At 73.3% G+C, this 25,329-nt stretch carries 24 protein-coding genes; 14 read left to right on the top strand and 10 right to left on the bottom strand.

What is annotated here, in order from left to right; genetic code table 11:
• Positions 1-31: 31 nt before the first annotated feature.
• A complete protein-coding gene (locus V6U79_RS14455) occupies positions 32-874 on the bottom strand; it encodes a helix-turn-helix domain-containing protein (protein WP_334528267.1) in 843 nt (280 codons plus the stop codon).
• 144 nt (positions 875-1,018) lie between these two features.
• On the opposite strand from V6U79_RS14455, the gene V6U79_RS14450 reads away from it, so the two are divergent.
• Genes V6U79_RS14450 through V6U79_RS14440 form a run of 3 tightly spaced genes read left to right on the top strand, consistent with a single transcriptional unit; the run spans position 1,019 to position 3,784 of the window.
• Positions 1,019-1,645, top strand: coding sequence for a GOLPH3/VPS74 family protein (locus tag V6U79_RS14450; protein ID WP_334528401.1), 627 nt, complete (start codon positions 1,019-1,021; stop codon positions 1,643-1,645).
• Positions 1,646-1,688: 43 nt separating this feature from the next.
• Positions 1,689-3,197: an APC family permease gene (locus V6U79_RS14445; protein WP_334528264.1), complete on the top strand. Its 1,509-nt coding sequence runs from the start codon at positions 1,689-1,691 to the stop codon at positions 3,195-3,197.
• Positions 3,194-3,784, top strand: coding sequence for a GNAT family N-acetyltransferase (locus V6U79_RS14440; protein WP_334614920.1), 591 nt, complete (start codon positions 3,194-3,196; stop codon positions 3,782-3,784). Before V6U79_RS14445 ends, V6U79_RS14440 begins: the two co-directional genes overlap by 4 nt.
• A 179-nt stretch (positions 3,785-3,963) precedes the next feature.
• Here the strand turns inward: V6U79_RS14440 and V6U79_RS14435 are convergent, their stop codons facing one another.
• Entirely contained in the window at positions 3,964-4,788 is an 825-nt protein-coding gene (locus V6U79_RS14435; RefSeq protein WP_334614919.1) for a SigB/SigF/SigG family RNA polymerase sigma factor, read from the bottom strand.
• Positions 4,789-5,168: 380 nt separating this feature from the next.
• Between V6U79_RS14435 and V6U79_RS14430 the strand changes: the two genes are divergently transcribed.
• Positions 5,169-5,915 (top strand): hypothetical protein, encoded by a 747-nt coding sequence (locus V6U79_RS14430; RefSeq protein WP_334528256.1) that lies wholly within the window; start codon positions 5,169-5,171, stop codon positions 5,913-5,915.
• Here the strand turns inward: V6U79_RS14430 and V6U79_RS14425 are convergent.
• Positions 5,864-7,453, bottom strand: a complete 1,590-nt coding sequence (locus V6U79_RS14425; protein WP_334614918.1) for a phospholipase D family protein — start codon at positions 7,451-7,453, stop codon at positions 5,864-5,866. The two genes, V6U79_RS14430 and V6U79_RS14425, sit on opposite strands and share 52 nt — an antisense overlap.
• A 138-nt stretch (positions 7,454-7,591) precedes the next feature.
• On the opposite strand from V6U79_RS14425, the gene V6U79_RS14420 reads away from it, so the two are divergent.
• Positions 7,592-7,720 (top strand): hypothetical protein, encoded by a 129-nt coding sequence (locus V6U79_RS14420; protein ID WP_334528250.1) that lies wholly within the window; start codon positions 7,592-7,594, stop codon positions 7,718-7,720.
• Between the two features lie 52 nt (positions 7,721-7,772).
• On the opposite strand, the gene V6U79_RS14415 is transcribed toward V6U79_RS14420, so the two are convergent.
• A complete protein-coding gene (locus V6U79_RS14415; protein ID WP_334528247.1) occupies positions 7,773-8,813 on the bottom strand; it encodes a pirin family protein in 1,041 nt (346 codons plus the stop codon).
• 10 nt (positions 8,814-8,823) lie between these two features.
• The gene (locus V6U79_RS14410; protein ID WP_334528244.1) at positions 8,824-9,303 is read right to left on the bottom strand and encodes a MarR family winged helix-turn-helix transcriptional regulator; all 480 of its coding nucleotides are present in this window, start codon (positions 9,301-9,303) and stop codon (positions 8,824-8,826) included.
• Between the two features lie 162 nt (positions 9,304-9,465).
• Between V6U79_RS14410 and V6U79_RS14405 the strand changes: the two genes are divergently transcribed.
• Positions 9,466-9,993 carry a GNAT family N-acetyltransferase gene (locus tag V6U79_RS14405; protein ID WP_334528241.1) on the top strand — a complete coding sequence of 176 codons (528 nt, stop codon included), beginning with the start codon at positions 9,466-9,468 and terminating at the stop codon, positions 9,991-9,993.
• Between the two features lie 26 nt (positions 9,994-10,019).
• Positions 10,020-10,607 carry a DUF1684 domain-containing protein gene (locus V6U79_RS14400; RefSeq protein WP_334528238.1) on the top strand — a complete coding sequence of 196 codons (588 nt, stop codon included), beginning with the start codon at positions 10,020-10,022 and terminating at the stop codon, positions 10,605-10,607.
• A gap of 60 nt (positions 10,608-10,667) precedes the next feature.
• Here V6U79_RS14400 and V6U79_RS14395 read toward each other — a convergent pair whose 3' ends face one another.
• On the bottom strand, positions 10,668-11,255 hold the full coding sequence (locus tag V6U79_RS14395) for a general stress protein (protein ID WP_334528235.1): 588 nt from the start codon (positions 11,253-11,255) through the stop codon (positions 10,668-10,670).
• Positions 11,256-11,355: 100 nt separating this feature from the next.
• Between V6U79_RS14395 and V6U79_RS14390 the strand changes: the two genes are divergently transcribed.
• The 4 genes from V6U79_RS14390 (at position 11,356) to V6U79_RS14375 (ending at position 17,679) form a co-directional block, all read left to right on the top strand.
• On the top strand, positions 11,356-13,194 hold the full coding sequence (locus V6U79_RS14390; RefSeq protein WP_334614917.1) for a glycoside hydrolase family 15 protein: 1,839 nt from the start codon (positions 11,356-11,358) through the stop codon (positions 13,192-13,194).
• Positions 13,194-13,973 carry an SDR family oxidoreductase gene (locus V6U79_RS14385; RefSeq protein WP_334614916.1) on the top strand — a complete coding sequence of 260 codons (780 nt, stop codon included), beginning with the start codon at positions 13,194-13,196 and terminating at the stop codon, positions 13,971-13,973. The genes V6U79_RS14390 and V6U79_RS14385 overlap by 1 nt, the downstream gene beginning before the upstream one ends.
• A 207-nt stretch (positions 13,974-14,180) precedes the next feature.
• On the top strand, positions 14,181-17,093 hold the full coding sequence (locus V6U79_RS14380) for a ricin-type beta-trefoil lectin domain protein (protein WP_334614915.1): 2,913 nt from the start codon (positions 14,181-14,183) through the stop codon (positions 17,091-17,093).
• Between the two features lie 85 nt (positions 17,094-17,178).
• Positions 17,179-17,679, top strand: a complete 501-nt coding sequence (locus tag V6U79_RS14375) for a metallophosphoesterase family protein (RefSeq protein WP_334528224.1) — start codon at positions 17,179-17,181, stop codon at positions 17,677-17,679.
• 3 nt (positions 17,680-17,682) lie between these two features.
• Here V6U79_RS14375 and V6U79_RS14370 read toward each other — a convergent pair whose 3' ends face one another.
• Complete coding sequence (locus V6U79_RS14370; RefSeq protein ID WP_334528221.1) at positions 17,683-17,898, bottom strand: DUF3072 domain-containing protein; 216 nt, start codon at positions 17,896-17,898, stop codon at positions 17,683-17,685.
• A 101-nt stretch (positions 17,899-17,999) separates the two neighbouring features.
• On the opposite strand from V6U79_RS14370, the gene V6U79_RS14365 reads away from it, so the two are divergent.
• Together V6U79_RS14365 and V6U79_RS14360 are read left to right on the top strand one after the other, a co-directional pair.
• Entirely contained in the window at positions 18,000-18,947 is a 948-nt protein-coding gene (locus tag V6U79_RS14365; RefSeq protein WP_334614996.1) for an NAD(P)/FAD-dependent oxidoreductase, read from the top strand.
• A gap of 98 nt (positions 18,948-19,045) precedes the next feature.
• Positions 19,046-20,047 carry an anti-sigma factor RsbA family regulatory protein gene (locus V6U79_RS14360; protein WP_334614914.1) on the top strand — a complete coding sequence of 334 codons (1,002 nt, stop codon included), beginning with the start codon at positions 19,046-19,048 and terminating at the stop codon, positions 20,045-20,047.
• Here V6U79_RS14360 and V6U79_RS14355 read toward each other — a convergent pair.
• From V6U79_RS14355 to V6U79_RS14345, 3 genes are all read right to left on the bottom strand, one after another.
• Positions 19,994-21,292, bottom strand: coding sequence for a cation:proton antiporter (locus V6U79_RS14355; RefSeq protein WP_334614913.1), 1,299 nt, complete (start codon positions 21,290-21,292; stop codon positions 19,994-19,996). The two genes, V6U79_RS14360 and V6U79_RS14355, sit on opposite strands and share 54 nt — an antisense overlap.
• 69 nt (positions 21,293-21,361) lie before the next feature.
• Positions 21,362-22,075, bottom strand: coding sequence for an HAD family hydrolase (locus V6U79_RS14350; protein ID WP_334614912.1), 714 nt, complete (start codon positions 22,073-22,075; stop codon positions 21,362-21,364).
• Between the two features lie 42 nt (positions 22,076-22,117).
• Positions 22,118-24,244, bottom strand: coding sequence for an ATP-binding SpoIIE family protein phosphatase (locus tag V6U79_RS14345; RefSeq protein ID WP_334614911.1), 2,127 nt, complete (start codon positions 24,242-24,244; stop codon positions 22,118-22,120).
• Positions 24,245-24,432: 188 nt separating this feature from the next.
• Here V6U79_RS14345 and V6U79_RS14340 point away from each other — a divergent pair, with 188 nt between their 5' ends.
• The gene (locus tag V6U79_RS14340) at positions 24,433-25,284 is read left to right on the top strand and encodes a mechanosensitive ion channel family protein (protein ID WP_334528210.1); all 852 of its coding nucleotides are present in this window, start codon (positions 24,433-24,435) and stop codon (positions 25,282-25,284) included.
• Positions 25,285-25,329 lie beyond the last annotated feature (45 nt).

Genomic DNA, 25,329 nt, shown 5'->3' with positions numbered 1-25,329 from the left:
CTCACGTCCCCTGTGGCGTGCCGCGAGGCGGTCACGCTAAGTCACGAGCAGCCGCCTCCAGGCGGGCCACGGAGTCCGCCGGATCCAGTGCCATCCGGCACAGCTCCTCGTGCACCAGGCTATACCCGCGCACGTGCGCGGCCTCCTCCAGAGCCAGTCCCATCGTGAGATTGTCCAGGTAGACCACGGCCGCGTCGGCCGCGTCGGCGAAGTTGAGGATGACGTACGGGGTGCTCATCGCCGGGTGGGCACCAGCGCTGAACGGGAGCACATGGATTGTCACGTTGGGTGATTGCGCGGCCCGGGCCATGTGGGCGAGCTGGCCGGCCATCACGGCGCGGCCACCCACCGGTCGCCGCAGCACCGCCTCGTTGAGGACCACCGACAGCTGCACCGGGGACTCCCGGTGCAGCACCTCCTGGCGGCGCAGCCGCGCGGCGACCTTGCGTTCGAGGCCCTCCTCCCCGGCGGTACGCCGGTAGATCTCCCGGGCGTACGCCTCGGTCTGGAGCAGCCCGGGCACCGCCTCCGCCTCGTACGTGCGCAGCGTCGCCGCCTCCGCCTCCAGCCCGACGTAGAACTCGAACCATTCGGGCAGCACGTCGCTGTAGTTCTGCCACCAGCCGCGCTGCTGGGCGCTGCGGGCGATCTCGATCAGCGCCTCGGCGTCGGCGCCGGTGACCGCGTAGAGCGCCAGCGCGGCCCGTACGTCCCGGGGCTTGACGCCGATCTGGGCGTTCTCGATCCGGGACAGGTTGCTCTTGGACATGTCGAGCTGGCGGGCCGCCACGTCGAGCGTCATGCCGGCGCGCTCGCGCAGGTGGCGCAGTTCCCGGGCGATACGACGGCGGCGAACGGTGGGGCTGGCGGTCACCCTCCGAGTCTGTCACGACAAGATCCGCAGGTCGCCCGAGCACAGAGTGCAACTACCAAATCTGGGAGTTGCATTGGTGGGACGGCCCATGCATCCTGTCACCCGGCGTCGATCACTTGTGGACAACCCGCGTTGGAGGCTCGTTTGCTCATCGCCGACGAGTTCTTCCTCATCGCCCACAACGACAGCCGGGGCAAGGCGAAGCTCCACCCGACCGCGACCGGGCTCGGTCTCGCCGGCGGCCTCCTCGGGGAGTTGATCCTGTTCGGTCAGATCACCGTCGCCTCCGGCCAAGTGACCGTCGTGGACCGGCGGCCACCGGCCGACGCGCTGTCGCACACCGTGCTGGACCAGCTGATCGGTGAGTCGCAGCACCGGGAGCTGCGCACCTGGCTGGCCTTCCTGGCCCAGTCCGCGACCACGTCGGTGGGGGAGCGGTTGGCCCGGGCCGGGGTGCTGCGCCGGCAGGAGAAGCGGTCGTTGCTGCGGTCGAGCGTCAACTACGTGCCGATCGACCTCAACGCCGTCGCCTGGCCGGCCACCCGGCTGGCCGCCCTGCTGGAACGGGCCGAACCGCCGTCGGTGCCGGACGCCACCCTGCTCGGGCTGGTCGCCGCCGCCGGCCTGACCCGCGAGGTGCTCTGGAGCGCCGGCCCCCGCGCCCACCACCGCCTCGGCCTGCTGCTCCAGGCGCTGCCCGCCCCCCTGAAGGAACTCGTCGCGCACACCGAGGCGGCCGTCGGCGCCGCCGTGCTGCGCGGCGCCCCCTGATCCCGCCCCGCCAACCCCCTCCCTGACGAACCGGAGCACCCCCATGCCCCCGACCTCGACGCTGGAACGACCCAGCAACGTCTCCGACGCCCTGGCCCGTGGCCGGCTCGGCGTCCCCTCGGTCATCTTCTTCGTCCTCTCCGCCGCCGCGCCGCTGACGGTGGTGGCCGGCGTGGTCACCACCGGGTACGCGGTCACCGGCGTGACCGGCATCCCGCTGGCCTTCCTGACGGTCGCGGCGGTACTCGCGCTCTTCTCGGTCGGCTACGTCGCGATGGCCCGGCGGGTCGCCAACGCGGGAGCGTTCTACGCGTACATCTCCCGCGGGCTGGGCCGCCCGGCCGGCGTGGGCGCGGCCTGGGTGGCGCTGATCGCGTACAACGCCCTCCAGGTCGGTCTCTACGGGGCGATCGGCGCGGCGGCGGCCCCGGTGCTCGACCGGATCTTCGGGGTCGACGCGCACTGGGCGGTCGTGGCCCTGGTCGCCTGGGCTCTGGTCGCCCTCCTCGGCCTGCTCCGGGTGGACGTCAACGGCATGGTGCTGGCCGTGCTGCTGGTGGCCGAGGTCGTGCTGATCCTCGTCTACGACCTCGGTCAGCTCGGCAACCCGGCCGGTGGCACGGTCAGCTTCGCCGCGCTCGCCCCGTCCAACCTGCTGGTGCCCGGCGCCGGGGCGGTGCTGGTGCTCGCCATGACCGGGTTCGTCGGGTTCGAGTCCTCGGTGGTGTTCAGCGAGGAGAGCAAGGACCCGAGGCGGACCGTCCCGATGGCCACCTACCTGTCGGTGGCGATCATCGCCGGCCTGTACGCGCTCTCCTCCTGGACGATGACGGTCGCCACCGGGCCGGACAGGATCTCGGAGCAGGCCGGGGAGCAGAGCATCGAGCTGATCTTCAACCTGGCCGGCGCGCACCTCGGCGACACGGCCGTCACCATCGGCCAGGCGCTCTTCATGACCTCGGTCCTGGCCGCGATGATCTCGTTCCACAACACCACCGCCCGCTACGCCTTCGCGCTCGGTCGGGAGCGGGTGCTGCCGGCGGCGTTCGGGCAGACCTCGCCGCGGACCGGCTCGCCGCGGATGGCGTCGCTGGCGCAGAGCGCCCTCGGGCTGGTGGTGATCGTGCTCTACGCGGTGGCCGGCTGGGATCCGGTGCTCCAGCTCTTCTACTACGCCGGGGCGGGTGGCGGCTTCGGCGTGTTGCTGCTGATCGCGGCGACCAGCGTGGCGGTGATCCGCTACTTCGCCCGCCACGCCGTGCAGGAGACCCTGTGGCGGCGTGCGATCGCCCCCGGTCTCGCCACGGTCGCCCTGTTCGCCGTCATCTCGCTGGCGGTGGCGAACTTCGCCACCCTGCTCGGGGTCGCCCCGGACTCGCCGCTGCGCTGGATCGTCCCGGCGGTCTATCCGGTCGCCGCGCTGCTCGGCGTCGCCTGGGGCCTGGTGCTGCGGTCCACCCGACCGGACGTGTACGCCCGGATCGGGCTGGGTGCCGAGAGCGCGGCCAGCGTCCTCACCACGCCGACGAGCCGGGCGGAGGCCGGGCGATGAGCCCGGAACCGGTCGAGCGCCTCGGCCCGGCGGAGACGCGGCTCGTCGCCGAGCGGATCGCCGAGGCGTTCCTGGTGCTGCCGGCGACCTCGTGGCTCGTGCCCGACGAGGCGAAGCGGGAGGCCGTGCTGGCCGACAACTTCGAGATCCTGGTGGATCACGCCATGCGCCACGGCCTGGTCCACGGCACCGCGGACCGGTCCGGGGTGGCGGTCTGGTTCCCGCAGGTCGGCGAGCCGGCCCCGGCGCCGCCGGAGTACGACGCCCGGCTCGCGGCGGCCTGCGGCGAGTGGACCCCCCGGTTCCAGCACCTCGACGAGCTGTTCGAGGCGAACCACCCGCACGCCGAGCACCACCACCTGGCGTTCCTGGCGATCGCCCCGGCCCGCCAGGGCCAGGGCATCGGCACCGCGCTGCTGCGGCACCACCACGCCTGGCTGGACGCCAACGGTGTGCCGGGGTACCTGGAGGCGAGCAGCGAGGTCAGCCGCGACCTCTACGCCCGGCACGGCTACCAGGTGCGGGAGCCGTTCCGGCTGCCCGACGGCACCCCCTTCTGGCCGATGTGGCGCAACCCCGAGGCCTGAGCCGTACGGACGGGGCCCCGGCGAACTCGCCGGGGCCCCGTCCGCGTCGCTGACCGACCACCCGCCGCCCGGCGCCGGGTCGGCGGCGGGCACGAGGAGGCCCGGCCGGCGAACCGCCGACCGGGCCCCGGGGACGCGCGGTGGCCGGGCCCGCCGACCCCGACCACCGTCGTCGTCCCTCAGTACGTGCCGTCCAGTTGACCCCGCAGCTTGGTCAGCGCCCGGGCCAGCAGCCGCGAGACGTGCATCTGGGACACGCCGATCTGCTCGGCGATCTGCGACTGGGTCAGGTTGCCGTAGAAGCGCAGGGTGAGGATCTTCTGCTCGCGCTCGTCCAGCGTGGCCAGCGCCGGGCCGAGGGCGACCCGCAGCTCGGCGAGCTCGAACTCGTTGTCCTCGCCGCCGAGCATGTCGCCCAGCTCGGTCGCCCGGTCGCCGTCGCCGGTCGGGGTGGACAGTGACACCGCGTTGTACGCGCGGGCGCCCTCCAGGCCCTCCAGCACCTCCTCCTCGGTGAGCTTGAGGTGGGCGGCGATGTCGGCGACCGTCGGCGAGCGGCCGAGGGTCTGCAGCAGCGAGCTGTTGGCGTCGGAGATGGCCAGCCGCAGCTCCTGGAGGCGACGCGGCACCCGGATGTCCCAGGTGCGGTCGCGGAAGTGCCGCTTGAGCTCGCCGATGATGGTGGGGATGGCGTAGCCGGCGAAGTCGACGCCGCGCGACGGGTCGAACTTGTCGATCGCCTTGATCAGGCCGACGGCGGCGGTCTGGGCCAGGTCGTCGGTCGGCTCGCCGCGGCCGCTGTAGCGGTGGGCGAGGTGGTTGGCCAGGGGGAGCCAGGCCTCGATCGCCCGGTCCCGCATGGCGGCGCGGGAGGGGTGGTTGGCGGGCAGCGCGGCCATCGCGTTGAGCAGGTCGGCTGCGCTGTCGGTGAGCGCGCGCGGGTCCAGCTTCTCGGTGGTGGACGGCGTTGTGGCCGCCTGCTCACTGATCGTTGACGCGGTCATTGGTGGTCCTCCCTGCACCTCGTCCGCGGGCAAAAAAGTGGTGACGCTTTGGTTTAGCTTCAGATAGGCCGTTCGAGAGTCACCTTAGCCTGATCGGTCCGAGGAAATCTAGCCGAAAGGACGATGTACTTACCTGACTTAATGGTGTGAAACGGACTTTGTGTCCGTATCCTCCGGCGTTTTGTGATCACTGTTACCGGTCCGATCGGCTGGTTTCGATCCCCGGGCGGCCACCGCTGCGCGGCCGGGCGGCCCGAGGGTGCTCCTGAGCGGTCAACGAGAAACCCGACAGGAGGTCGGCACTGTCGGCTTTCCGTCGTTGTCCCGCCGACGGGACTGGCCGTAGCGTCGCGTGTACATCCCCCTGACCCGGAGGCGTCGTGCTCGACCCCGCGGACCCGCACATCGTCGTCGACAGCCGCACCCTGCACTTCAGCTGGCTGCCGGCGGACCCCGACGCGGTCGCCGCCCTGGTCCCCGCCGGGCTGCGGGCCCGCCCGGACCGTCAGGTCTTCATGAACCAGTACGTGGTGGACGACGACACCCAGAGCTCCGGGTTCGGCGCCTACTCGCTGACGTACCTGGGAGTGGCGCTCACCGGCGCGGACGCCCCGGACGGTGTCACACCGGGGGGATGGTGGACCCACTACGTCACCTCGAGTCCCCGGGTACGGGCGTACGCGACCGCCCGGGGTGCCCCCGCGGTGCTCGGCCGGACCACCATCGACGTCCACGGCGACCTCCTGGTCGCCGAGACCGAGGCGGACGGCGTCCCGCTGATCCGCGCCCGGGTCCGGATCGGTGACACCGGGCGCACCGTGCGCACGGGGCACAACCGGTACTTCACCCTGCGCGACGGCCAGCTCTTCAGCGCCGTCTACCCGTTCGTCGCCGAGCCGGTCACCCCGTTCGAGATCGAGTCGCTGGAGTTCCTGGAGCCGGGGCACCCGACCTACGCGCTCCGGCCGGAGAACCCGCTGATGATCGCGTGGGGCTTCTACGCGCCGCGCACGTCGTTCGCGTACCCGGGCGGGCTGAGCCGGTACCCGGGCGGCCCGGAGCCGGGCCCGCAGACTCACCAGGTGCCGGCGCGCCGGTCCCGCAGCGGCCTGCCGTCCGGGTCGTAGACCAGCCGGTACGCCGGCACCGCCCAGAGCCGGGTGTGCCAGCGCAGGCGCTCCGCGCGGTGCGGGCGCAACCGCCCCGGCGGCCGAGGGCCCCGGCGGCCCGAGTCGTGCCACCGCTGCAGCGCGTCGGCCGCCGAGACGATCGTCCGCACCGCGCTGGCCGGGTCGAGCAGGTCGGCGTCCTCGCCGCCGTCCGGGTCGCGGTCGAGGTGCTCACGCCACAGGCGCAGCCGCAGCTCGCGGGCGAAGGCCCGGGCCCCGTCACCCTGCCCGGCCGGGTCCGCCGGGGCACGCTCGTCCCGGGTCTCGTCGAGCACCGCGCAGGAGAGCTCGCTGTCGTGCGTCCAGGACCGGCGGTTGAAGTTGTCGCTGCCCACGCTCGCCCAGACGTCGTCGACCACGCAGACCTTCGCGTGCACGTAGACCGGTTCCGACCGCTGGTTCTCCACGTCGAAGACGTGCACCCGGTCGGCCGCCGCCCGCTGGCAGAGCGAGAGCGCCTGCTCCCGGCCCACCATGTTCGGCGGCAGGGCCAGCCGGCCGTCGACGTCCGGGTAGCGGGGGACCACCGCCACCAGGTGCAGGTCGGGGTTGTCCCGCAGCGCCTGGGCGAAGAGCTCGGCCACCTCGGTCGACCAGAGGTACTGGTCCTCCAGGTAGATCAGCCGGCGGGCCCGGCGGACCGCCTTGGTGTACCCCCGGGCCACGGTGCGCTCGCCGTCCGGGGCGAAGGAGTACCGGGGACGGACCGCCGGATAGGTGCGCAGCACCTGGACCGCGTGCGGACCGCACGGCGGCGGGTCGGCCGGCTGCTCCGGCAACGGGTCGGGGCGCAGGTCGGAGCCGCGCAGCCGGTCCCGCAGGTAGGCCATCGGGTTCTCCGAGTCCAGCGGCATCGGGTCGGTCCACCGCTCGCGGAACGTGGTGTCCAGCGCGCCGACCACCGGCCCGCGCAGCGCGAGCTGCACGTCGTGCCAGGGCGGACGCGGGCCGTACCGCGGTGACATGGCCACCGCCTGCGGGTCGCCGGCGTGCCCGGCGTCGTCCCGGCGGCTGTGGCACAGGTCGATCCCGCCGGCGAAGGCGACGTCCCGGTCCGGCGCGTCCGGGTGCCGCAGCACCACCAGCTTCTGGTGGTGCGACCCGCCGCGGCGAACCCGCTGGTCGAGCAGCACCTCGCCGCCGGCGGCGCAGACCGCCTCGCTGAGGTCGCGGTTCTCCGCCTCGCTGTAGGAGAGCGCGTCGAGGTGGGAGCGCCAGAGCAGACCCTTGACGACCACCCCGCGCTGCGCGGCCCGGGCGAAGAGCTGGGCCACGGTGGGGCCGTCCGGGCGCATCCGCTCGTCCGGGTCGCCCCGCCAGTCGGTGAAGAAGAGGTGGTCGCCAGCCCTCAGCGCCTCCACCTCGGTGACCAGTCGGTCGAAGTACGCGGCGCCGTGAATTAGTGGCTCGGCGAGGTTTCCGGTCGCCCAGACGGGTAATTCCGAGACCGGGTTGGCACGTTCCTCAGCGGTCAGGAACCAGTCCTGCACTGCCACGTTCCAGCCCCCCGAGGTCGATCGACAACGTCCTCACGGTAGGCCCCCAGCTCAGGGCCCGCATGTCGGGTGAGCCGGACATGCCCCGGTGGGGGGCCACCGCACCCCAGACGCAGCGAACACCGAGGAGGCACCACCATGCCCGCCGAGACCACCAACCCCGTGTCCGAGTACCGCCCGCAGGCGGTGGAGAGCGAACGGGGCGCGGTCCTGGCGGTGTTGCTCATGGTCATCCTCGGCGTGGCCGGGATCTTCGCCGTCTCCTGAACGTCGACCGGGCGCCCCGCTCAGCGGGGCGCCCGGTCAGGTCGATCCGACGTCAGCGCCGCTTGCCCCGACCGCGGTTCTGCGGGCGCTTGCCCTGCCCCCCGGTCGGGCGCTTGCCCTGACCCGCGGTGTGCGGCAACCGCTTGGCCGGGATGACGCCGAGCTTGCCGGCCTGGTAGTCCTCGAACGCCTGCACCAGCTCGGCGCGGGTGTTCATCACGAACGGCCCGTAGTGCGCCACCGGCTCCCGGATCGGCTGGCCGCCCATGATGTAGAGGTCCATCGCCGGGGTGTTGGCGTCCTGGCGGGCGTCGGCGGTGACCCGCAACGCGTCGCCCTGCCCGTGCACGGCCAGCTGCCCGCTGCCGAACGGCCGGCGGTCGGTGCCGACCGTGCCCCGCCCGCCCAGCACGTAGACCAGCGCGTTGAAGTCCGACCGCCAGGGCAGGCTCAGCTCGGCGCCGGGCTGGAGCGTGACGTGCGCGATGGTGATCGGGGTGTGGGTCGACCCCGGCCCCTGGTGCCCGGCGACCTCGCCGGCGATCACCCGGATCAGCGCGCCGCCGTCGGGCGTGGTGAGCAGCGCCGCCTGCCGGCCGCGGATGTCCTGGTAGCGCGGCGTCATCATCTTGTGCGCGGCGGGCAGGTTGACCCAGAGCTGCAGGCCGTGGAAGAGCCCACCGCTGCGCACCAGCTTCTCCGGCGGCGCCTCGATGTGCAACAGGCCACGACCGGCCGTCATCCACTGCGTGTCGCCGTTGGTGATGGTGCCGCCACCGCCGTGCGAGTCCTGGTGGTCCATGATCCCGTCGATCATGTAGGTCACGGTCTCGAAGCCGCGGTGCGGGTGCCACGAGGTGCCCTTGGGCTCACCCGGCGCGTAGTCGACCTCGCCCATCTGGTCCAGGTGGATGAACGGGTCCAGCTCGGTCATGGGCACCCCGGCGAAGGCCCGGCGCACCGGGAAACCCTCGCCCTCGAAGCCCCGCGGCGCGGTGATCACGCGGCGGACCGAGCGGTAGCGGGTGGTGGTCTCGTCGAGCCGGGGCAGGCGCGGCAGGACGAGGACGTCGTCGACGGTGATGGCGGGCATTGCGAACTCCTTAGTCGCTGGGGGTGGACGCAACGTCGCGGCCGGCGCGCAGGCGCCGGCCGAGCCGCTCGAAGACCCGGGTGAGGCAGGCGACCTCGGCGTCGTCGAGGTCGTCCATCAGGTGCTGGCGCGCCGAGGCCAGGTGGTGCGGCGCGGCCTCGCGCAGGGCGAGCAGCCCGGCGGCGGTGAGCACCGCCTCGCTGCCCCGACGGTCCTGCGGACAGGACTCCTTGGCGACCAGGCCCCGCTTCTGCATCGCGGAGATCTGGTAGGTCAGTCGGCTGGGTGAGAAGACCAGTCGCTCGGCCAGCTCCCCCATCCGCAGTCGTTGCCCGGGCGCTTCGGAGAGCAGGACCAGCACGTGGTAGTCGGCGAGGCTCAGCTCGCTCTCCGCACGCAGGTCGTCCTCCAGCCTGGTGAAGAACCGCTGGCTCGCCTCGATGTACGCGCGCCAGCAGGCCATCCGCTCGCTGTCCAGGCCCTCTGTCATGGTGCTGACAGTACCACTATTTCAAATTTCAACAAACTCTCCAATCCCCTTGTGGCTTCCGCAACGCCCGGGGTGTGCCGCTCCGATAGTTGTAATTTGAAACAACCATCGGGGTCGAAAATTCCCTGCGGCTGGCGACCGGCGGTGCCACACTGCCCCCTCGTGGGAGACATCGAGATCACCGCCCCCGGCCTGCGGTTGCGCCCCTGGCGGCAGGAGGACGCCCCGGCCGTCCTCGCCGCCCTGCGGGACCCGGCCGTGGCCCAGTGGAACCCGTCGCCGAGCGCCGCCGACCTGGACGGGGCCCGGGAGTGGCTCCGGCGTCGCGCCGACACCTCCGCCGGCGATCACGTCAGCCTGGCCGTGGTCGGGCCCGACGACGACCTGCTGGGCTCGGTCTCGCTGAACCGGATCCACGACGGGGACGCCTCGATCGGCTACTGGACGGTTCCCGCGGCCCGGGGGAGGGGCGTGGCCTCCACCGCCGTCACCGCGCTGACCGCCTTCGCGTTCGGCCGGCTCGCGCTGCACCGGATCGAGCTCTGCCACGCCGTCGCCAACCCGGCGTCCTGTCGGGTCGCCGTTCGGGCCGGGTATCCCGTCGAGGGGACGCTGCGCGAGTCGTACCGCTACGGCGACGGTCGACGCTACGACGAGCACCTGCACGCCCGGTTGGTCACCGACGGCTGAGGCGTGCACGGGATTAGGGTCGGAGGGTGGACGACCTCGAACTGCTCGACTGGCGTGAGCGCGTGGCCCGGCTCTACCTCTCCGACCTGGACCTCGGCGGCTTCCGGGCGGCCCGCGACGAGCTGTTCGCCCGGCATCCGCAGAGCCCCCTGCCGGCGGCGGACCGGGCCGCCTTCACCGGGCTGGGCTGGTTCCCGCCGAACCCGGACGCCGTCGTGGAGGCGCCGCTGCGGCCCGCCTCCGGCACGATGAGCATCGACACCGGTGGGCCCGACGGCGTGGTCGACTACCGGCGGGTCGCGGTCGCGGAGACCCCGTGGGGCCCGCTCACCCTCTGGTGGATCGAGGCGTACGGGGGCGGGCTCTTCGTGCCGCTGCGCGACGGCACCTGCGGGGCGGAGAGCTACGGCGGGGGCCGGTACCTGACCGACACGGTCAAGGGCAGCTTCGGCCGGGGCCTGACCGTGCTGCCCGACCGGCGGGTACGCCTCGACGCCAACTACCTCTACAACCCCAGCTGCGCGTACGACGACCGGTGGGCCTGCCCGCTCGCCCCGCCGGAGAACCGGGTGGAGGTCCCGCTGCGCGCCGGAGAGCTGACGTACCGGCACTGACCGGGCGTCGACACGGGGTGACGCCCCGGCGCGTACCGCGCCGGGGCGTCCGCCGGTGGCTCAGCGGGCGGTCGCGCCGGTCGGGGTCAGGTGCATCCGACCGAGCAGTTGCCGCGCCTGGTCGGCCAGGTCCGCGTCCACGATGACCGCGTACTGGCCGGCGCGCAGGGAGCTCGCCGAGGTGAAGTCGCGCTGGCCACCGGACATGGCGTGCGCCACCGCGCCGAAGACCGCACCCCAGATCGCGCCGATGACCAGGCCGACCAGGATCACCGCGACCCAGTTGCCGACGGTGAAGATGCCGAACAGCAGGCCGATGAAGAGGCCGAACCAGGCGCCGGTGCCCGCGCCGAGCAGGGCGGCCCGTCCCGTGGTGAGCCGGCCGAGCACCGTCTCCACCAGAGTCAGGTTGGTGCCCACGATCGCGGTGTGCTCCACCGGGAACCGGTTGTCCGCCAGGTAGTCCACCACCCGCTGTGCGGACGGATAATCCGGGTACGAGCCGATCGTCACGGTGGGCGGGCCGGTCTCGGGACCGTGCCCGTCCCCGCCGGGCGTCGCCGGCCGGCCGGCCGGACCGGACGGGAGGTTCTCGCCGCCCGGCATCCCGGGTCGCCAGCCGGCGGTCGGGGTCGAGGGTCTGCTCATAGCGTCCTCCTTCGTCAACGGTCCGGGTTCCCGCCCAGTGCGCGCGGTAACGCCGCCGTCGGCGAGGAATGCCACCACGCCGGCCCGGGTAGCCACTCGCGTGGAGAGCGGACGGATCAGCGATCACGGCTTCCTCGCGGACGGACGCAGCGCCGTGCTGGTGGACCGGCACGGCTCGGTCAACTGGTGGTGTCCGGCCCGGTTCGACAATCCCTCGATCTTCGGGCGGCTGCTCGACGACCGGGCGGGTCACTGGTCGATCCGGCCCGAGGGGGACTTCACCACCGAACGGTCCTACCTGGAGGACACGCTGGTGCTGCGGACCGTCTTCACCTGCGCGCGCGGGTCGGTGGCGGTCACCGACGCGCTGGCGTTGGAGCCCGGCGCGCGGGGGCACGACATCGGACGGCGCTCGCCCGGGGTGCTCGGCCGGGTGGTCGAGGGTCTCTCCGGTGAGGTGCCCATCCGGGTGGAGTACCGACCCCGCTTCGCGTACGGCCTGGTCACCGCCTACCTGGTGGAGACCGGCGGGGTGATCGAGGCGAACGCCGGGGCCTGCCGGCTCAGTCTGCGCTCCGAGGTGCCGTTGGCGTGCGGGGACGGCGACGCCACCGGCCGGGTCACCGTGCGGGCCGGCGACACCTACCGCTTCACCCTCGGATTCGCCCACGCCTACGAGGACCGGGAGCCGGCGCTGCCCGACGCCGACCAGGTGGTCGCCGACGCGGTCGCCGGTTGGCGCTCCTGGGCCAACCTGCACGACTACCGGGGCCGCTACCGGGAGCAGGTGCGGCGCAGCGCGATGGTGGTGCAGGGCATGACGTACCAGCCCAGCGGGGCGGTCGTCGCGGCGGCGACCACCTCGCTGCCGGAGCTGCTGGGCGGCGACCGCAACTACGACTACCGCTTCGTCTGGGTCCGCGACTTCAGCCTCACCCTCCAGGCGCTCTGGCTGGCCGCCTGTCCCGACGAGGCGAACCGGCAGTTCACCTGGGTGTCGCGGGCGATGGGCCGGATCGGCGACGCCCCGGTGCCGATCATGTACGGCGTCGAGGGCGAGCGGGACCTCACCGAACACGCCCTCGAACACCTCGCCGGCTACGCCGGCAGCCGGCCGGTCCTCGTCGGCAACGACGCCTGGAAGCAGCGGCAGAACGACGTGCTCGGTGAGATCCTCGACGCGGCCTGGCTGATGCGGCACTACCTGGATCCGATGACGCCGGACGTCCGGCACCTGCTGCACGCCCTGGCCGAGAAGGCGGTGCTGGACTGGCGCCGGCCCGACGCCGGGATGTGGGAGGCCCGGGACGTCGAGCGGCACTACGTCTCGTCCAAGGTGCAGTGCTGGACGGCGCTGGACCGGGCGGTGCGCTTCGGCCCGCGGATCGGCGACCAGGCCGAGATCGCCCGCTGGGCGAAGGCCCGGGACGAGGTCCGGGCGGCGGTGCTGAGCCGGGGCTGGAACGAGCGGCTCGGGGCGTACACCGGGGCCTTCGACTCCGACCAGCTCGACGCCTCGGTGCTCCAGATGCCGCTGGTGGGCTTCCTGCCCGCCGACGATCCGCGGATGCGCTCCACCATCCGGGTGGTCGAGCGCGAGCTCTCCCACGACGGCCTGCTGCGCCGGTGGGACGAGGACCCGGCGGGCTTCGTCATCTGTTCGTTCTGGTTGGCGGCCTGCCTGGCCGAGGCCGGCGAGCTGGATCGGGCCGACCAGCTCTTCGAGCAGCTCGCCGCCCGGAGCAACGACCTCGGGCTCTACGCCGAGCAGATCGACCAGGCCACCGGGGAGCAACTGGGCAACTTCCCGCAGGCCTTCTCGCACATCGGCCTGATCACTACCGCCGGCCGGATCACCGACGCCGCCGAGCGGGTGCGGCCGGCCGGCGACCGACAGCCCGTGCCGGTCGGCACGGGATTCACGGAGGGAGCACGCTGATGACCGGACGCCTGGAGGGCAAGACCGCCCTGATCACCGGCTCGGACTCGGGGATCGGGCAGGCCACCGCTATCGAGTTCGGCCGGGAGGGCGCCGACGTGGTGGTGCACTACCTGCACGACCACGCCGGGGCGAACCACACGAAGGCCGAGGTGGAGCGCGCCGGCCGGCGGGCCGTGGTGGTGCAGGGCGACATCAGCGTCGAGCACCAGGTGGAGGCGATGTTCGACGAGGCCCTCGGCGCGTTCGGCACGCTGGACATCCTGATGAACAACGCGGGTGTGGACGCCGCCGGCATCCCGGTCGCCGACCTGGACACCGAGATCTGGGACCGGGCGATCCGGACCAACCTCTACGGCACGTTCTTCTGCTCCCGGCGGTTCGTGCGGCACCGTCGCGACCAGGGTGGACGCGGGAGGATCATCAACATCACCTCGATCCACCAGGAGGTCGCGCGGGCCGGCGGCGCGGACTACGACACCAGCAAGGGGGGCATGCTGGAGTTCGCCAACAGCCTCGCCCTGGAGGTGGCCCCGATGCGCATGAACGTCAACAACATCGGGCCCGGGATGGTGCTCACCCCGTTCAACCAGCGGGCCATCGACGACCCGGCGTACCTGGAGGAGCAGGTGCAGAGCATCCCGTGGAAGCGGGCCGCCGAGCCGGTCGAGATCGCGAAGCTGGCGGTCTTCCTGGCCAGCGACGACGCCGACTACGTGACCGGCTCGACGTACTTCATGGACGGTGGCCTGATGCAGAACCAGGGTCAGGGCGCCTGAGCCGGGCGTTGCGCCCGGCGGCCCGGCTCCCCGCGGTTCGCGGGGAGCCGGGCGGCGTCGTGGCCGGGACTTTCCACGGGTCGTTGGCAACTTTCGTCACCAGTGTGCGGACTTCTGTTCAACGGGAGTGAAAGACGTTAATGTCTTCGCAACGCGTGCCCCTGTCGGCGGGAGGGGCAACGAGTCGCCTCACCCCCTGGAGGACCCGTGCCACGCACCCGCCGACGACTCCTCGTCGTCACCGCCCTGCTCACGCTCCTGACCACCGTCGCCATCCGGCCCCCCGCCGCTCTCGCCCACCCCGGCCACCCCGGTGGCCATCCCGCCGACCAGGCGGCGGTGGCGCCGGTCGCCGGTCGGGCCGCCGCGGCGCTCGCGCCCCCGGCGACCAGCGGCTTCGAGAAGGTCGCCCTCGACGGCGGGCTCACCATGGGCGAGCCGATCGAACTCGCCGTGCTGCCCGACGGCAAGGTCCTCTACATCAACCGGGGCACCAGCAACGGTGGCGGTCAGGTCCGCCTCTACAACCCGGCGACGAAGTCCACCACCGTGGCGCTCACCCTCGCCCTCGACGCCCGGTACGAGGACGGCCTGATCGGCATCACCCTGCACCCCGGCTTCGCCACCAACCGCTGGGTGTACCTGTTCTACTCACCCAAGGTCACCCCGTTGGTCAACCGGATCTCCCGGTTCACCTTCAACGCCAGCACGCTGGTGCTGGACCCGGCCAGCGAGGACATGCTCATCGAGTGGCCCACCGAGCGGGACCTCTGCTGCCACTCCGCCGGCTCCATGAGCTGGGACTCCGCCGGCAACCTCTACTTCGCCGTCGGCGACAACACCAACTCCGGCGGCGACTCCGCCGGTATGGCGCCGATCGACGAACGGACCAGCCGCAACCCGCAGTACGACGCGCAGCGCACCTCCGGCAACACCAACGACCTGCGCGGAAAGATCAACCGGATCCACCCGGAGAACGACGGCAGCTACACCATCCCGTCGGGCAACCTCTTCGCCGTCGGCACCGCGAAGACCCGGCCCGAGATCTACGTGATGGGGGTACGCAACCCGTACCGGATCTGGGTCGACCGCAAGGCCGGCAACACCCTCTACTGGGGCGAGGTCGGCCCCGACGCCGGCGCCGACGTCGCCAACCGGGGCCCGGCCGCGTACGACGAGTTCAACCGGGCCACCGGCCCCGGCAACTACGGCTGGCCGTACTGCGGTGGGCCGAACGTGGCCTACAACGACTGGGATTTCGCCGCCAACGCGCCACGCGGCTGGTTCCCCTGTGGCGGCTCGACCGGCCCGGTCAACGACTCGCCCCGCAACACCGGCCTGAACCAGCTCCCGCCGACCAAGCCGGCGCTGGTCTGGGAGCAGCACGGCGGCAGCGAGGACTGGCCGGCGCTGGACAACCCGGGCGGCTGCGGCTCGCCGGCCCACACCGAGGTCTACCACTACGACCCGAACCTGAACTCCGAGGTCAAGTGGCCGGCGTACTACGACAACAAGTGGCTGATCACCGAGTACTGCCGTAACTGGATCAAGGAGGTCCAGTTCGACAACGGCAATCCGGCCACCGGCGCGCCGACCGTGATCGAGCCGGTGTTGTCGGGGATGTCCTTCGTGCACCCGATCGACGCGGAGTTCGGCCCGGACGGCTCGCTCTACCTGCTGGAGTACGGCAGCGGCTGGTTCTCCGGCGCCGCCGACGCCGGGCTCTACAAGATCAACTACGTGCAGGGCGGCCGGTCGCCGGTGGCCAAGGCCACGGTGGACAAGGACAACGGGCTCGCGCCGCTGGCCGTCACCTTCTCCAGCGCCGGCAGCTCCGACCCCGACGGCAACCCGCTGACGTACGCCTGGGACTTCACCGACAACGGCAGCGTCGACTCGACGGCGGCCAACCCCTCGTTCACGTACCCCTCCAACGGCAGCTTCAACGCCCGGCTGACGGTCAGCGACGGCACCGGACGCAGCGGCACCACCACGGTGCCGATCGTGGTCGGCAACAACCGGCCGACGGTCACCCTGAGCGGGCTGCCGGCCGGCGGCCTCTTCGACTGGGGCCAGGACCTGACGGTCTCCGCCTCGGCCAGCGACCCGCAGGACGGCACCCCGGCCTGCTCGGCGGTGGTGGTCCGGGCCGCGCTCGGGCACCAGGAGCACGCCCACGAGGAGGGGCAGGGGACCGGCTGCGGGGCCACCTTCAACACCGGCCCGGTGCACGCCGGCCCGGACTCGGTGCTCTTCTTCGTCCTGCGGGGCAGCTACACCGACAAGGGCGCGACCGGCTCGGTGGCGCTGACCGGGGAGAAGGAGATCAGCCTCTACCCCAAGCAGTGGCAGGCCGAGCACCACGTCACGCTCAACGGGCCGAAGGTGATCGACCAGTCCGCCGCCGAGGGCGGCAAGCGGCTCGGCGACATCCAGAACGGTGAGAACGTCCGACACCACGCGGTCAGCCTGAAGGGCATCACCGGGGTCAAGGCCCGGGTCTCCTCCGGCGGACCGGGCGGCACCGTCTCCTTCCGGTACGACTCGCCCACCGGCCCGGAGGTCGCCCGGATCGCGGTGCCGAACACCGGTGGCTGGGACAACTACACCGAGATCAGCGCGACGGTGTCCCGGCCCGACGACGGCACCCACGACCTGTACCTGGTCTTCACCGGCGGCAGCGGAGCGCTGCTCGACGTGGACAGCTACACCTTCACCGGCCCCGGGGTCGGCACCGGGGCACGCACCGGTGAGATCAAGGGCCTCGGCAAGTGCGTCGACATCGCCTCCAGCAACACCGCCAACGGCACCAGGGTGCAGATCTGGACCTGCAACGGCACCGGCGCCCAGCGCTGGACGCTGCCCGGCGACGGGACGGTCCGCGGGCTCGGCAAGTGCCTGGACGCCAAGAGCAGCGGCACCACCAACGGCACCCCGATCCAGCTGTACGACTGCAACGGCACCGGCGCCCAGCAGTGGGCCGCCCAACCCGACGGGAGCCTGAAGAACCCGCAGTCCGGGCGCTGCCTGGACATCCCCGGCTCGAACGCCGCCGACGGCAACCAGTTGCAGCTCTACGACTGCAACGGCAGCGGCGCGCAGCGCTGGACCCTGCCCTGACCACCGGGCAGCCGAGGCCCCCGGCATCGGGATTCCGGTGCCGGGGGCCCCTGCGGTCCGGGTCGGGTTGCCCGAGAATGAGGGCATGCGTCTGGTGATCACGGCCGACACCCACGTCCCGAAGCGGGCCAGGGACCTGCCGGCGCCGCTGTGGGCGGCGATCGACGCCGCCGACGTGGTGCTGCACGCGGGGGACTGGGTGGACGTGGCGCTGCTGGACGCGATCGAGGCCCGCGCGCGCCGGTCGATCGGGGTGTACGGCAACAACGACGGCCCCGAACTGCGGGCCCGCCTGCCCGAGGTGGCCCGGGTCGAGCTGGCCGGCCTGCGGGTGGCGATGGTGCACGAGACCGGCCCGAAGACCCGGCGGGAGGAGCGCTGCGCCGCCCGCTTCCCGGATTGCGACCTGCTCGTCTTCGGCCACTCGCACATCCCGTGGGACACCGTCGCCCCGAACGGGCTGCGGCTGCTCAACCCGGGTTCGCCCACCGACCGGCGGGCCCAGCCGTACGCCACCTACCTCACCGCGCGGGTGGCGGCGGGGCGGCTCGACGAGGTCGAACTGCACCGCCTGCCCCCGCGCTGAGGCCTACCGGCCCCGGCCGGTCTCCTCCTGGAGCTCGTCGATCCGGCGGGACGCCTCGGCCTTGGTCAGGTCGTCCGGCACCTCCTCGCCGGCCTCCCGGGCCAGCGTGTGCAGGTACGACTCCTGCGCGGCGGTCGGCGGCTCGGCGCCGGTGACCCACTCGTCCGGGTCCTTGATCGCGCCGCGCGGATCGGGCTGCTGGCTGTTGCGGTCCGTCATGATGGTCACCCTTTCCTCGAACAGGTGTACCACTACCCCCGAAGTTCGTCCTTCATGCCGACGTCGATCCCGGCACATACGATCACCGGGTGGACTCGGGTGTGATCGTGGTGGGAGCCGGCATCGCCGGGGTGGCCTGCGCCGGCGAGCTGGTGCGGGCCGGCGTCCCGGTGGAGGTCCGCGAGCGCGGCCGGGTGCCCGGCGGGCGGCTGGCCAGCAGACGGTTCGACGGGCGCCCCACCGACACGGGCGCGGCGTACCTCACCGCCGACGACCCCGACTTCACCGAGGTCGTCGAGGGGTGGCGCGCCGCCGGGCTGGTCCGGGAGTGGACCGACACCTTCCTCGCGTACGGCGCCGACGGTCACCGGGAGGTGTCCGGGCCGCGACGCTGGGCCGCCCCGCGCGGCCTGCGCTCCCTGGTCGAGGAGCTGGCCCGGGATCTGCCCGTCACGGTCGACCGGCCGGTCACGTCGGTGCGACCGGGTCCGGTGGTGGACGGTCGGTCGTGCGCGGCGGTGGCGCTCTGCGTGCCCGGTCCGCAGGCGGCGCCGCTGCTCGACCCGGCGCTCACCGCGGCCACCCGGGCCGTCGGGGAGCAGCGCTGGTCGCCCTCGCTCGCCACGGTGCTGCGCTTCCCGAGCCGCCGGTGGGCGGACTTCCGGGGAGCCTTCGTCAACGACCACCCCGTGCTCGCGCTGGTCTGCGACGACGGCGACCGCCGGGGGGACGACGCCCCGGTGCTGGTCGCGCACACCACGCCGGAGTTCGCCGCCGGGCACCTGACCCAGCCCGGCGCGGCCGGCCCGCCCGTCGAGCAGGCGGTCCGCGACCTGCTCGGCCTGCCCGAGCCGGCCGAGCTGGTGCACGTGCACCGGTGGACGTACGCCAAGCCGACGGCCGGCGGGGTCGGGACGTACCACCTCGACGACGAGGGGATCGGGCTGGCCGGGGACGCGTTCGGCAAGCCCCGGGTGCAGAGCGCGTGGCGGTCCGGGCGGGACCTCGGCCGGGCCCTGGCCGAGCGGTTGCTCACGGTGGGTGGTTGACCGCTGCCGGTCCGCGTGCCGGCCGGCGCGGGCGGGGCGTACCGTTCCCTGCGGGGAGGTGCGCGAGTGGAAGCTGCCGGACGGGGGCGCAGGACGGCATGACCGTTCCTGACGGCCTGCGGCACGACGCGTTGTTCTACGACGACGACCGCGGCTACCTCGACGCGATCACCGGTTTCGTGGCGCAGGGGCGGGCCGCGGGTGAGCCGGTGCTGGTCGCGGTGCCCGCCGACCGGCTGGCCCGGGTCGGCCCCACGCTCGGCGCCGCCGACGGGGTCACCCTGGCCGACATGAGTGCCCTCGGGCGTAACCCGGCGGCGATCATCCCGGCGGTGCTGCGCGACTTCGTGCACCGGCATTCCGGCCGGCGGTCGTGGATCGTGGGGGAGTCGCTCTGGCCCGGCCGGCCCGCCGCGACGTACCGGCACTGCGTCGAGCACGAGGCCATGATCAATCTGGCGCTGGGGTCGTACCCGCTCACCGTGCTCTGCCTCTTCGACCGGGACCGCCTGCCGGCCGAGGCCCTCGCCGACGCGCGCCGCACCCACCCCGTCGTACGCGGCGGCGCGGGAACCGGTCCGAGCGTCGACTACCAGCCCCCGGAGCAGGTGCTCGCCGGGTGCGCCGCCCCGCTGTCGCCGCCACCCGGCCACGCCGCCACCATGCCGGTCACGGCGGCCGGGCTCGGCGCGCTGCGGGCGGCCGTCGCGGCCGACGCCCACGCCGCCGGGCTGCCCGCCGACCGCACCGACGACCTGCGGATCGTGGTCACCGAGCTGGCCACCAACGCGATCAGCCACGCCGGCGGGCCGGCGACCGCCCGGTGGTGGCTGACCGCCGGCGCGCTGGCCTGCGAGGTCAGCGCGGCCGGTGGGCCGGCCGATCCGCTCGCCGGCCGGATCCCCGAAGCGGCCACCGCCGAGCGCGGCCGGGGGCTGCTGCTGGTGCACCAGCTCTGCGACCTGGTCGACGTCGGCAGCGCCGGCGGGACCACCACCGTCCGGGTCCACCTGGCGCTGCCGCCGGTGTCGATACCCGCGCCCCGGTCAGCCGCGGGCGCCACCGAGCGCGGGTTCGCCCCGGGCGCCTTCCCGCTCTGAGGGGTCGGAGGTGCGCTCGCCCGCCCGGTCCAGCAGCTGCATGACCGGGGTGGCGGCGACCCCGTGCACCACCACCGAGACGACCACCACCAGGCCGACGGTGGCCCAGAGCAGCTCCGCCTGCGGGAAGTCCGTCGCGGTGGTGGCGTACGCCAGGTAGTAGAACGAGCCCACGCCACGGATGCCGAACGCCGAGATCACCCAGTGCTCCGCCGGCCGGCCGGGCGCGCCCCGCAGCGACAGCCAGCCGAACAGCGGCCGGAGCACGAAGACCAACGCCAGCCCGACCGCCGCCGCCCGCCAGGTCAGCGGGGCCAGCAGGCCGCCGATCACCGCGCCGCCGAAGAGCAGCAGCAGCATCACGGTCAGCAGGCGCTCGATCTGCTCGGCGAAGTCGTGCAGCACCGAGTGGAACTCGTGGGTCCGCTCCGCGGCCCGGATCGCCCGCGCGGCGACGAAGACGGCCAGGAAGCCGTACCCGCCGATCACCTCGACCAGCCCGTACGCCAGGAAGGTCGCGGCCAGCGCGAGGAAACCCTCGGCGTGCCGGGCCAGCCGCAGGTCGCTGGGGGCGCGGAAGAAGAGCTTGCCGAGCAGCCAGCCGACCAGCAGGCCCCCGCCGACGCCTGCCGCGATCTTCCACAGCACGTCGATGGCGAACCAGTCGGCGAACCACTGCGCCGGGGCGAGGCTGGTGCCGGCGATCGCGATGGCGGCGTAGACGAACGGGAACGCCAACCCGTCGTTCAGGCCCGCCTCGGAGGTCAGTGCGAACCGCACCTCGTCCTCGGAGTCCTCCGCGTCGGTCGGCTCGCCCACCTGCACGTCGGCGGCGAGCACCGGGTCGGTCGGGGCGAGCGCCGCGCCCAGCAGCAGCGCGGCGGCCGGTACCAGGCCCGCCCACCACCAGCCCAGCAGCGCCACCGCCGCGATGCACAGCGGCATGGTGATCGCCAGCAGCCGCCAGGTGGACGACCAGCGCCTCCAGCTCAGCGGGCGGTCGATCTTGAGGCCGGCACCCATCAGGGCGACGATCACGCCGATCTCGGTGAGGTGGGTGGTGAGCTCCCGGTGGGCCAGCGGATCCGGCGACGGCAGCCCGATGGGCAGCAGGAAGACCAGCATCCCGAGGCCGAGGAACGCGATCGGCATGGACAGCGGGCGGCGCTCCAGCATGCGGGGGAGGATCCCGGCCAGCAGGGCCCCCACACCCACCAGGGCGAACGCGACATCGACCGGCTCCACGGCACCACCTCTCCCATCTCGCCCACGAACCGGGGCGAGATGGGGAACTGTGCCCCGTGCTCCGGGGGCCTAAGCCTCGCTGTCCGGCTTGTTCTGCCCTGACGCCGGGCGCGGAGCGGCGAGCGGGGAGTCGGCCAGCGCGGCGAGCAGGGCTGCCGGGTCGTCGTACACGGCGACCGCGCCCGCCCCGGCCAGCTCGCCCCGGCTGGTGCCGCCGCAGGTCAGCCCCACGCAGGGGATGTCGAGCTTGCCGGCGGCGGCGACGTCCCAGACCGAGTCGCCGACGAAGACCACCCGCCGGGGGTCCAGGCCGGACTGCTCCAGGGCGGCGACGAGGATGTCCGGTGCCGGCTTGCTCTCCTCGGCGTCGGCGGACGAGGTGACCGTGTCGATCACGTCGTCCGCGTCCAGGGCGGCCCGCAGTGCGGTCACCTCGTGCTCGGCGGCGGAGGTGGCCAGGACCACCCGCAGCCCCCGGGCCGCGCAGGCCCGCAGCAGGTCGGCGGCGCCGGGCAGCGGCGTGAGCCGCTCCCAGTACTCGGCGAAGAGGCTGTCGTGGGCGTCGCGGAGCTTGCTGTCCCCGCCCCGATCCCGCTCCGGGCCGAGCAGGTGGTCGAGGAGCTTGTCCGACCCCATCCCGATGGACCGGTGGATCAGCGCCATCGGCACCGGGTGGTCGGCCTGGCGTAGCGCCTCCCACCAACTGACCGTGTGCAGGTAGGTGGTGTCGACCAGGGTGCCGTCGACGTCGAAGAGGACACCGGTGGGAATCTCGCCGCTCATGGGGGATCTCCTACCCGGATCGGGGCGCGCTGACCCCCCGGCTCACCCGTTCGGCACCAGGATCTCGAACCAGACCGTCGAACCGCGCACCGTCGGGTCGGTGCCCCACGCGTCGCTGAGCTGCTCGATCAGCCCGAGCCCCCGGCCCCGGCTGCTCAGCGTGTCGGTCTGGGCACGGGTCACTGTCCCCCGGGTGCCCGAGTCGGCCACCGAGACCAGCAGCCGCTCCGCGCTCAGGTCGATCTCCACCCGGGCCGCGGTGCCGGCGTGCAGCAGCGCGTTGGTGGTCAGCTCGCTGGTGCAGAGCACCGCCGCGCCGATCACCGCCTCCGGCACCCGCCACTCGGTGAGCTGCGCGGTCAGCCAGTGCCGCACCCGGCTCGGCGCGGTCGGCTCGGCCGGCATCTCCATACTGGCCGAGCGGCTCGGCTTCAGCGCGTGCTCGACCGCCAGCACCGCCACGTCGTCCTCGGTGGCGCCGGCGACCGCACCGGTGGCGACTGCGCAGAGCGCTCGCGGGTCCCCGCTGGCCGCCCCGGCGACCGCCTCGGCGAGCCCGTCCAACCCGGCGGAGAGGTCCTGCCAGCGGCGCTCCACCACCCCGTCGCTGTACAGCAGCAGGGTGTCCCCCGGCGCGAAGGGCACCGTGACGGTCCGTGGCCGGCAGCCCAGGCCCAGCGGCGCGCCCGTGGGCACGTCGACGTACCCGGCGGTGGCCGTGCCGTCGGGACGGCCGTGACGGATCAGCGGCGGCGGGTGCCCGGCGCTGGCCAGGGTGGCCTCACCCCGGTCGGCGTCGACCACCCCGAAGACCACGGTCACGAAGAGCTCCTGCGTCCCCGTCTCGGTGCCCAGGCTGGCCACCAGCCGGTCCAGCCCGGTCAGCACGGCGTCGGGGCGCGAGTCGGCCAGCGCGAGGGCGCGCAGCGCCGCGCGGACCTGTCCCATCCGGGCGGCGGCCTGCACGTCGTGCCCGGCGACATCGCCGAGCACCACGCCCAGTCCGCCGGTGGGCAGCAGGAACGCGTCGTAGAAGTCGCCGCCGGCGGCGTTGCCGTCGACTCCCGGGTCGTAGCGGGCGGCGATGCGCAGCCGGGGCAGGGCCGGCAGCCGCTCCGGCAGCATGCTGCGCTGCAACAGCTGGGCGGTGCCGTGCTGGGTCTCGAACCGCCGGGCCCGCTCGGCCGCCTGGCCGACCAGCTCCGCCGAGGCGGCCAGCAGGGCGCGCTCCGCCGCGGTCCAGCCGTGCGGCGCCTGGTGGCCGACGGCCAACCCGCCCCGGATCACCGCCGAGCGCAGCGGCAGCGCGGCCAGCGCGCGGATCTTCTGGTCGTGCCGGTCCACCGCGCTGTTCCGCAGCGGCTGGCCGTCACCGGCGAAGAAGGGCACCCCGCTGCGGGCGGTCGTCACCACCGGCGCCGGGGAGTCGGCCGGGGTGGGCCGCCACAGCGGCGGGAGCCGCTCGTCGGCCTCGTCCAGCAGCTCGCCCCGCAGGCGACGGACGAGCCGCCAGGCCGGGCCGTCGTCCACGGCGAAGCTGACCCGGTCGGCGTCGAAGGCGTGCAGCGCGTACCGCAGGGTGACCCGGGCCACGTCGTCCAGGGTGAGCGTGCCGGACAGGGCCGCGGCGAAGTCGCTGAGGCTCTGCAGCTGCTGGGTCAGCTGGGTGGTCTGCGCGGCGACGGTGAGCACGCCGACGATCCGGCCGGTGCTGTCGCGCACCGGCGAGTGGCCACGGGTGAACACCGGATGGTCCCCGGCCGCCCCCAGGTGCTGCTCGAACGGCAGCACCGACTCCTTCTGCAGGTAGGACTCGCCGTGCCGGTACGCGCGCTCGATGACGTCGCCGACGCCCGGGTGGTGCCAGACGTCGGCGAAGACCTCGGGGGCGGGACGGCCGAGGGCGGCGGGGTGCCGGTCGCCGATCAGCTCGGAGTAGCCCTGGTTGTAGAGCATCACGAACTCGTCGCCGTGGTAGAGCGCCATCGGCACCGGCGTGGCGAGGAGCACGTCCACCAGGGCGCGGACCGAGGGGTCCCACTCCTGCGGCGCCCCGAGCGAGGTGTCCACCCACGGGTGGGCGAGCACAGCGGCCGCCACCTGGGAGACCGCGCTGGGTTCCGGGGTGGCGGCTGGTGGCGTGGGAACCCGCCCGACCGTGCCTGGCATGTCCGCAGCCTAGCCAACGGCCGCCGAGGAGGTCCGATCATGCCCCCGCAGGCCCGTCCGGTGGGACGTTAGGGCAGCTCAAGGGCGCTTTACCCGGTCGTGTCGGGAAATTGGGGGTCGCCTTCGCGGCGTGCTGCGGGGGCGAGGGGGTAAGCGGGCGGCGCAGTCCATAGGACAGGAGGGACATCATGACGAAAACCCTCGCGGCCGGGCAGGCCGACATCGGTGACGCCCTGACCGACACGTGGCGGTCAGTGCTGCTCTTCATCCCGAGGGCCATCGCGTTCATCGCCATCCTCGTGGTGGGTTGGCTCATCGCCCGAGCGGTCCTCAAGATCGTGGACGCGGTGCTGGAACGGGTGGGCTTCGACAAGGCGGTCGAACGGGGCGGCGTCAAACGGGCGCTGGAACGCACCAAGTACGACGCCAGCGACATCCTGGCGAAGCTCGCGTACTACGCGGTCCTGCTGTTCACCCTGCAGTTCGCCTTCGGGGTGTGGGGTCCCAACGCGATCAGTGACCTGATCCGCGGCGTGGTGGCGTGGCTGCCCCGTGCCTTCGTGGCGATCATCATCGTGGTCATCGCGGCCGCCATCGCCAACGCGGTCCGCGATCTGGTCACCGGCGCGCTGGGCGGGCTCCCGTACGGCAGGATCCTGGCCGACGTGGTCGCCGTCTTCATCCTGGGGCTCGGCGTCATCGCCGCGCTCAACCAGGTGGGCATCGCCACCGCGGTGACCACGCCGGTGCTGGTCGCCGTCCTGGCCACGGTCGCCGGCATCCTGATCGTCGGCGTCGGTGGTGGTCTGGTGCGGCCGATGCAGAAGCGCCTGGACGGCTGGCTGGACCGCCTGGCCGAGGAGTCGCGGGCGATCCAGGAGCACCGTCGGGCGCAGAACGCCGGGCGGGGCGACGTCGACCGCCAGATGGCCGACCGGGCCGGCGAGCGGGCGCGCGCCAAGGCGCCCGTCGAGGAGGTCCGGCCGATGGCCGGCGCCGCTGGCGAGCAGACCCAGCAGTTCCGCCGTCCGGGCAGCTGAGGGGACGTACCGGGGGAGGGTGTCCGCGCGGACGCGGGCGCCCTC

It is taken from the genome of Micromonospora psammae (assembly GCF_036902725.1).
Taxonomy (GTDB): Bacteria; Actinomycetota; Actinomycetes; order Mycobacteriales; family Micromonosporaceae; genus Micromonospora.
The sequence above is the reverse complement of the archived record's forward strand: the minus strand, read 5'-3'. Positions and strand labels throughout refer to the sequence as shown.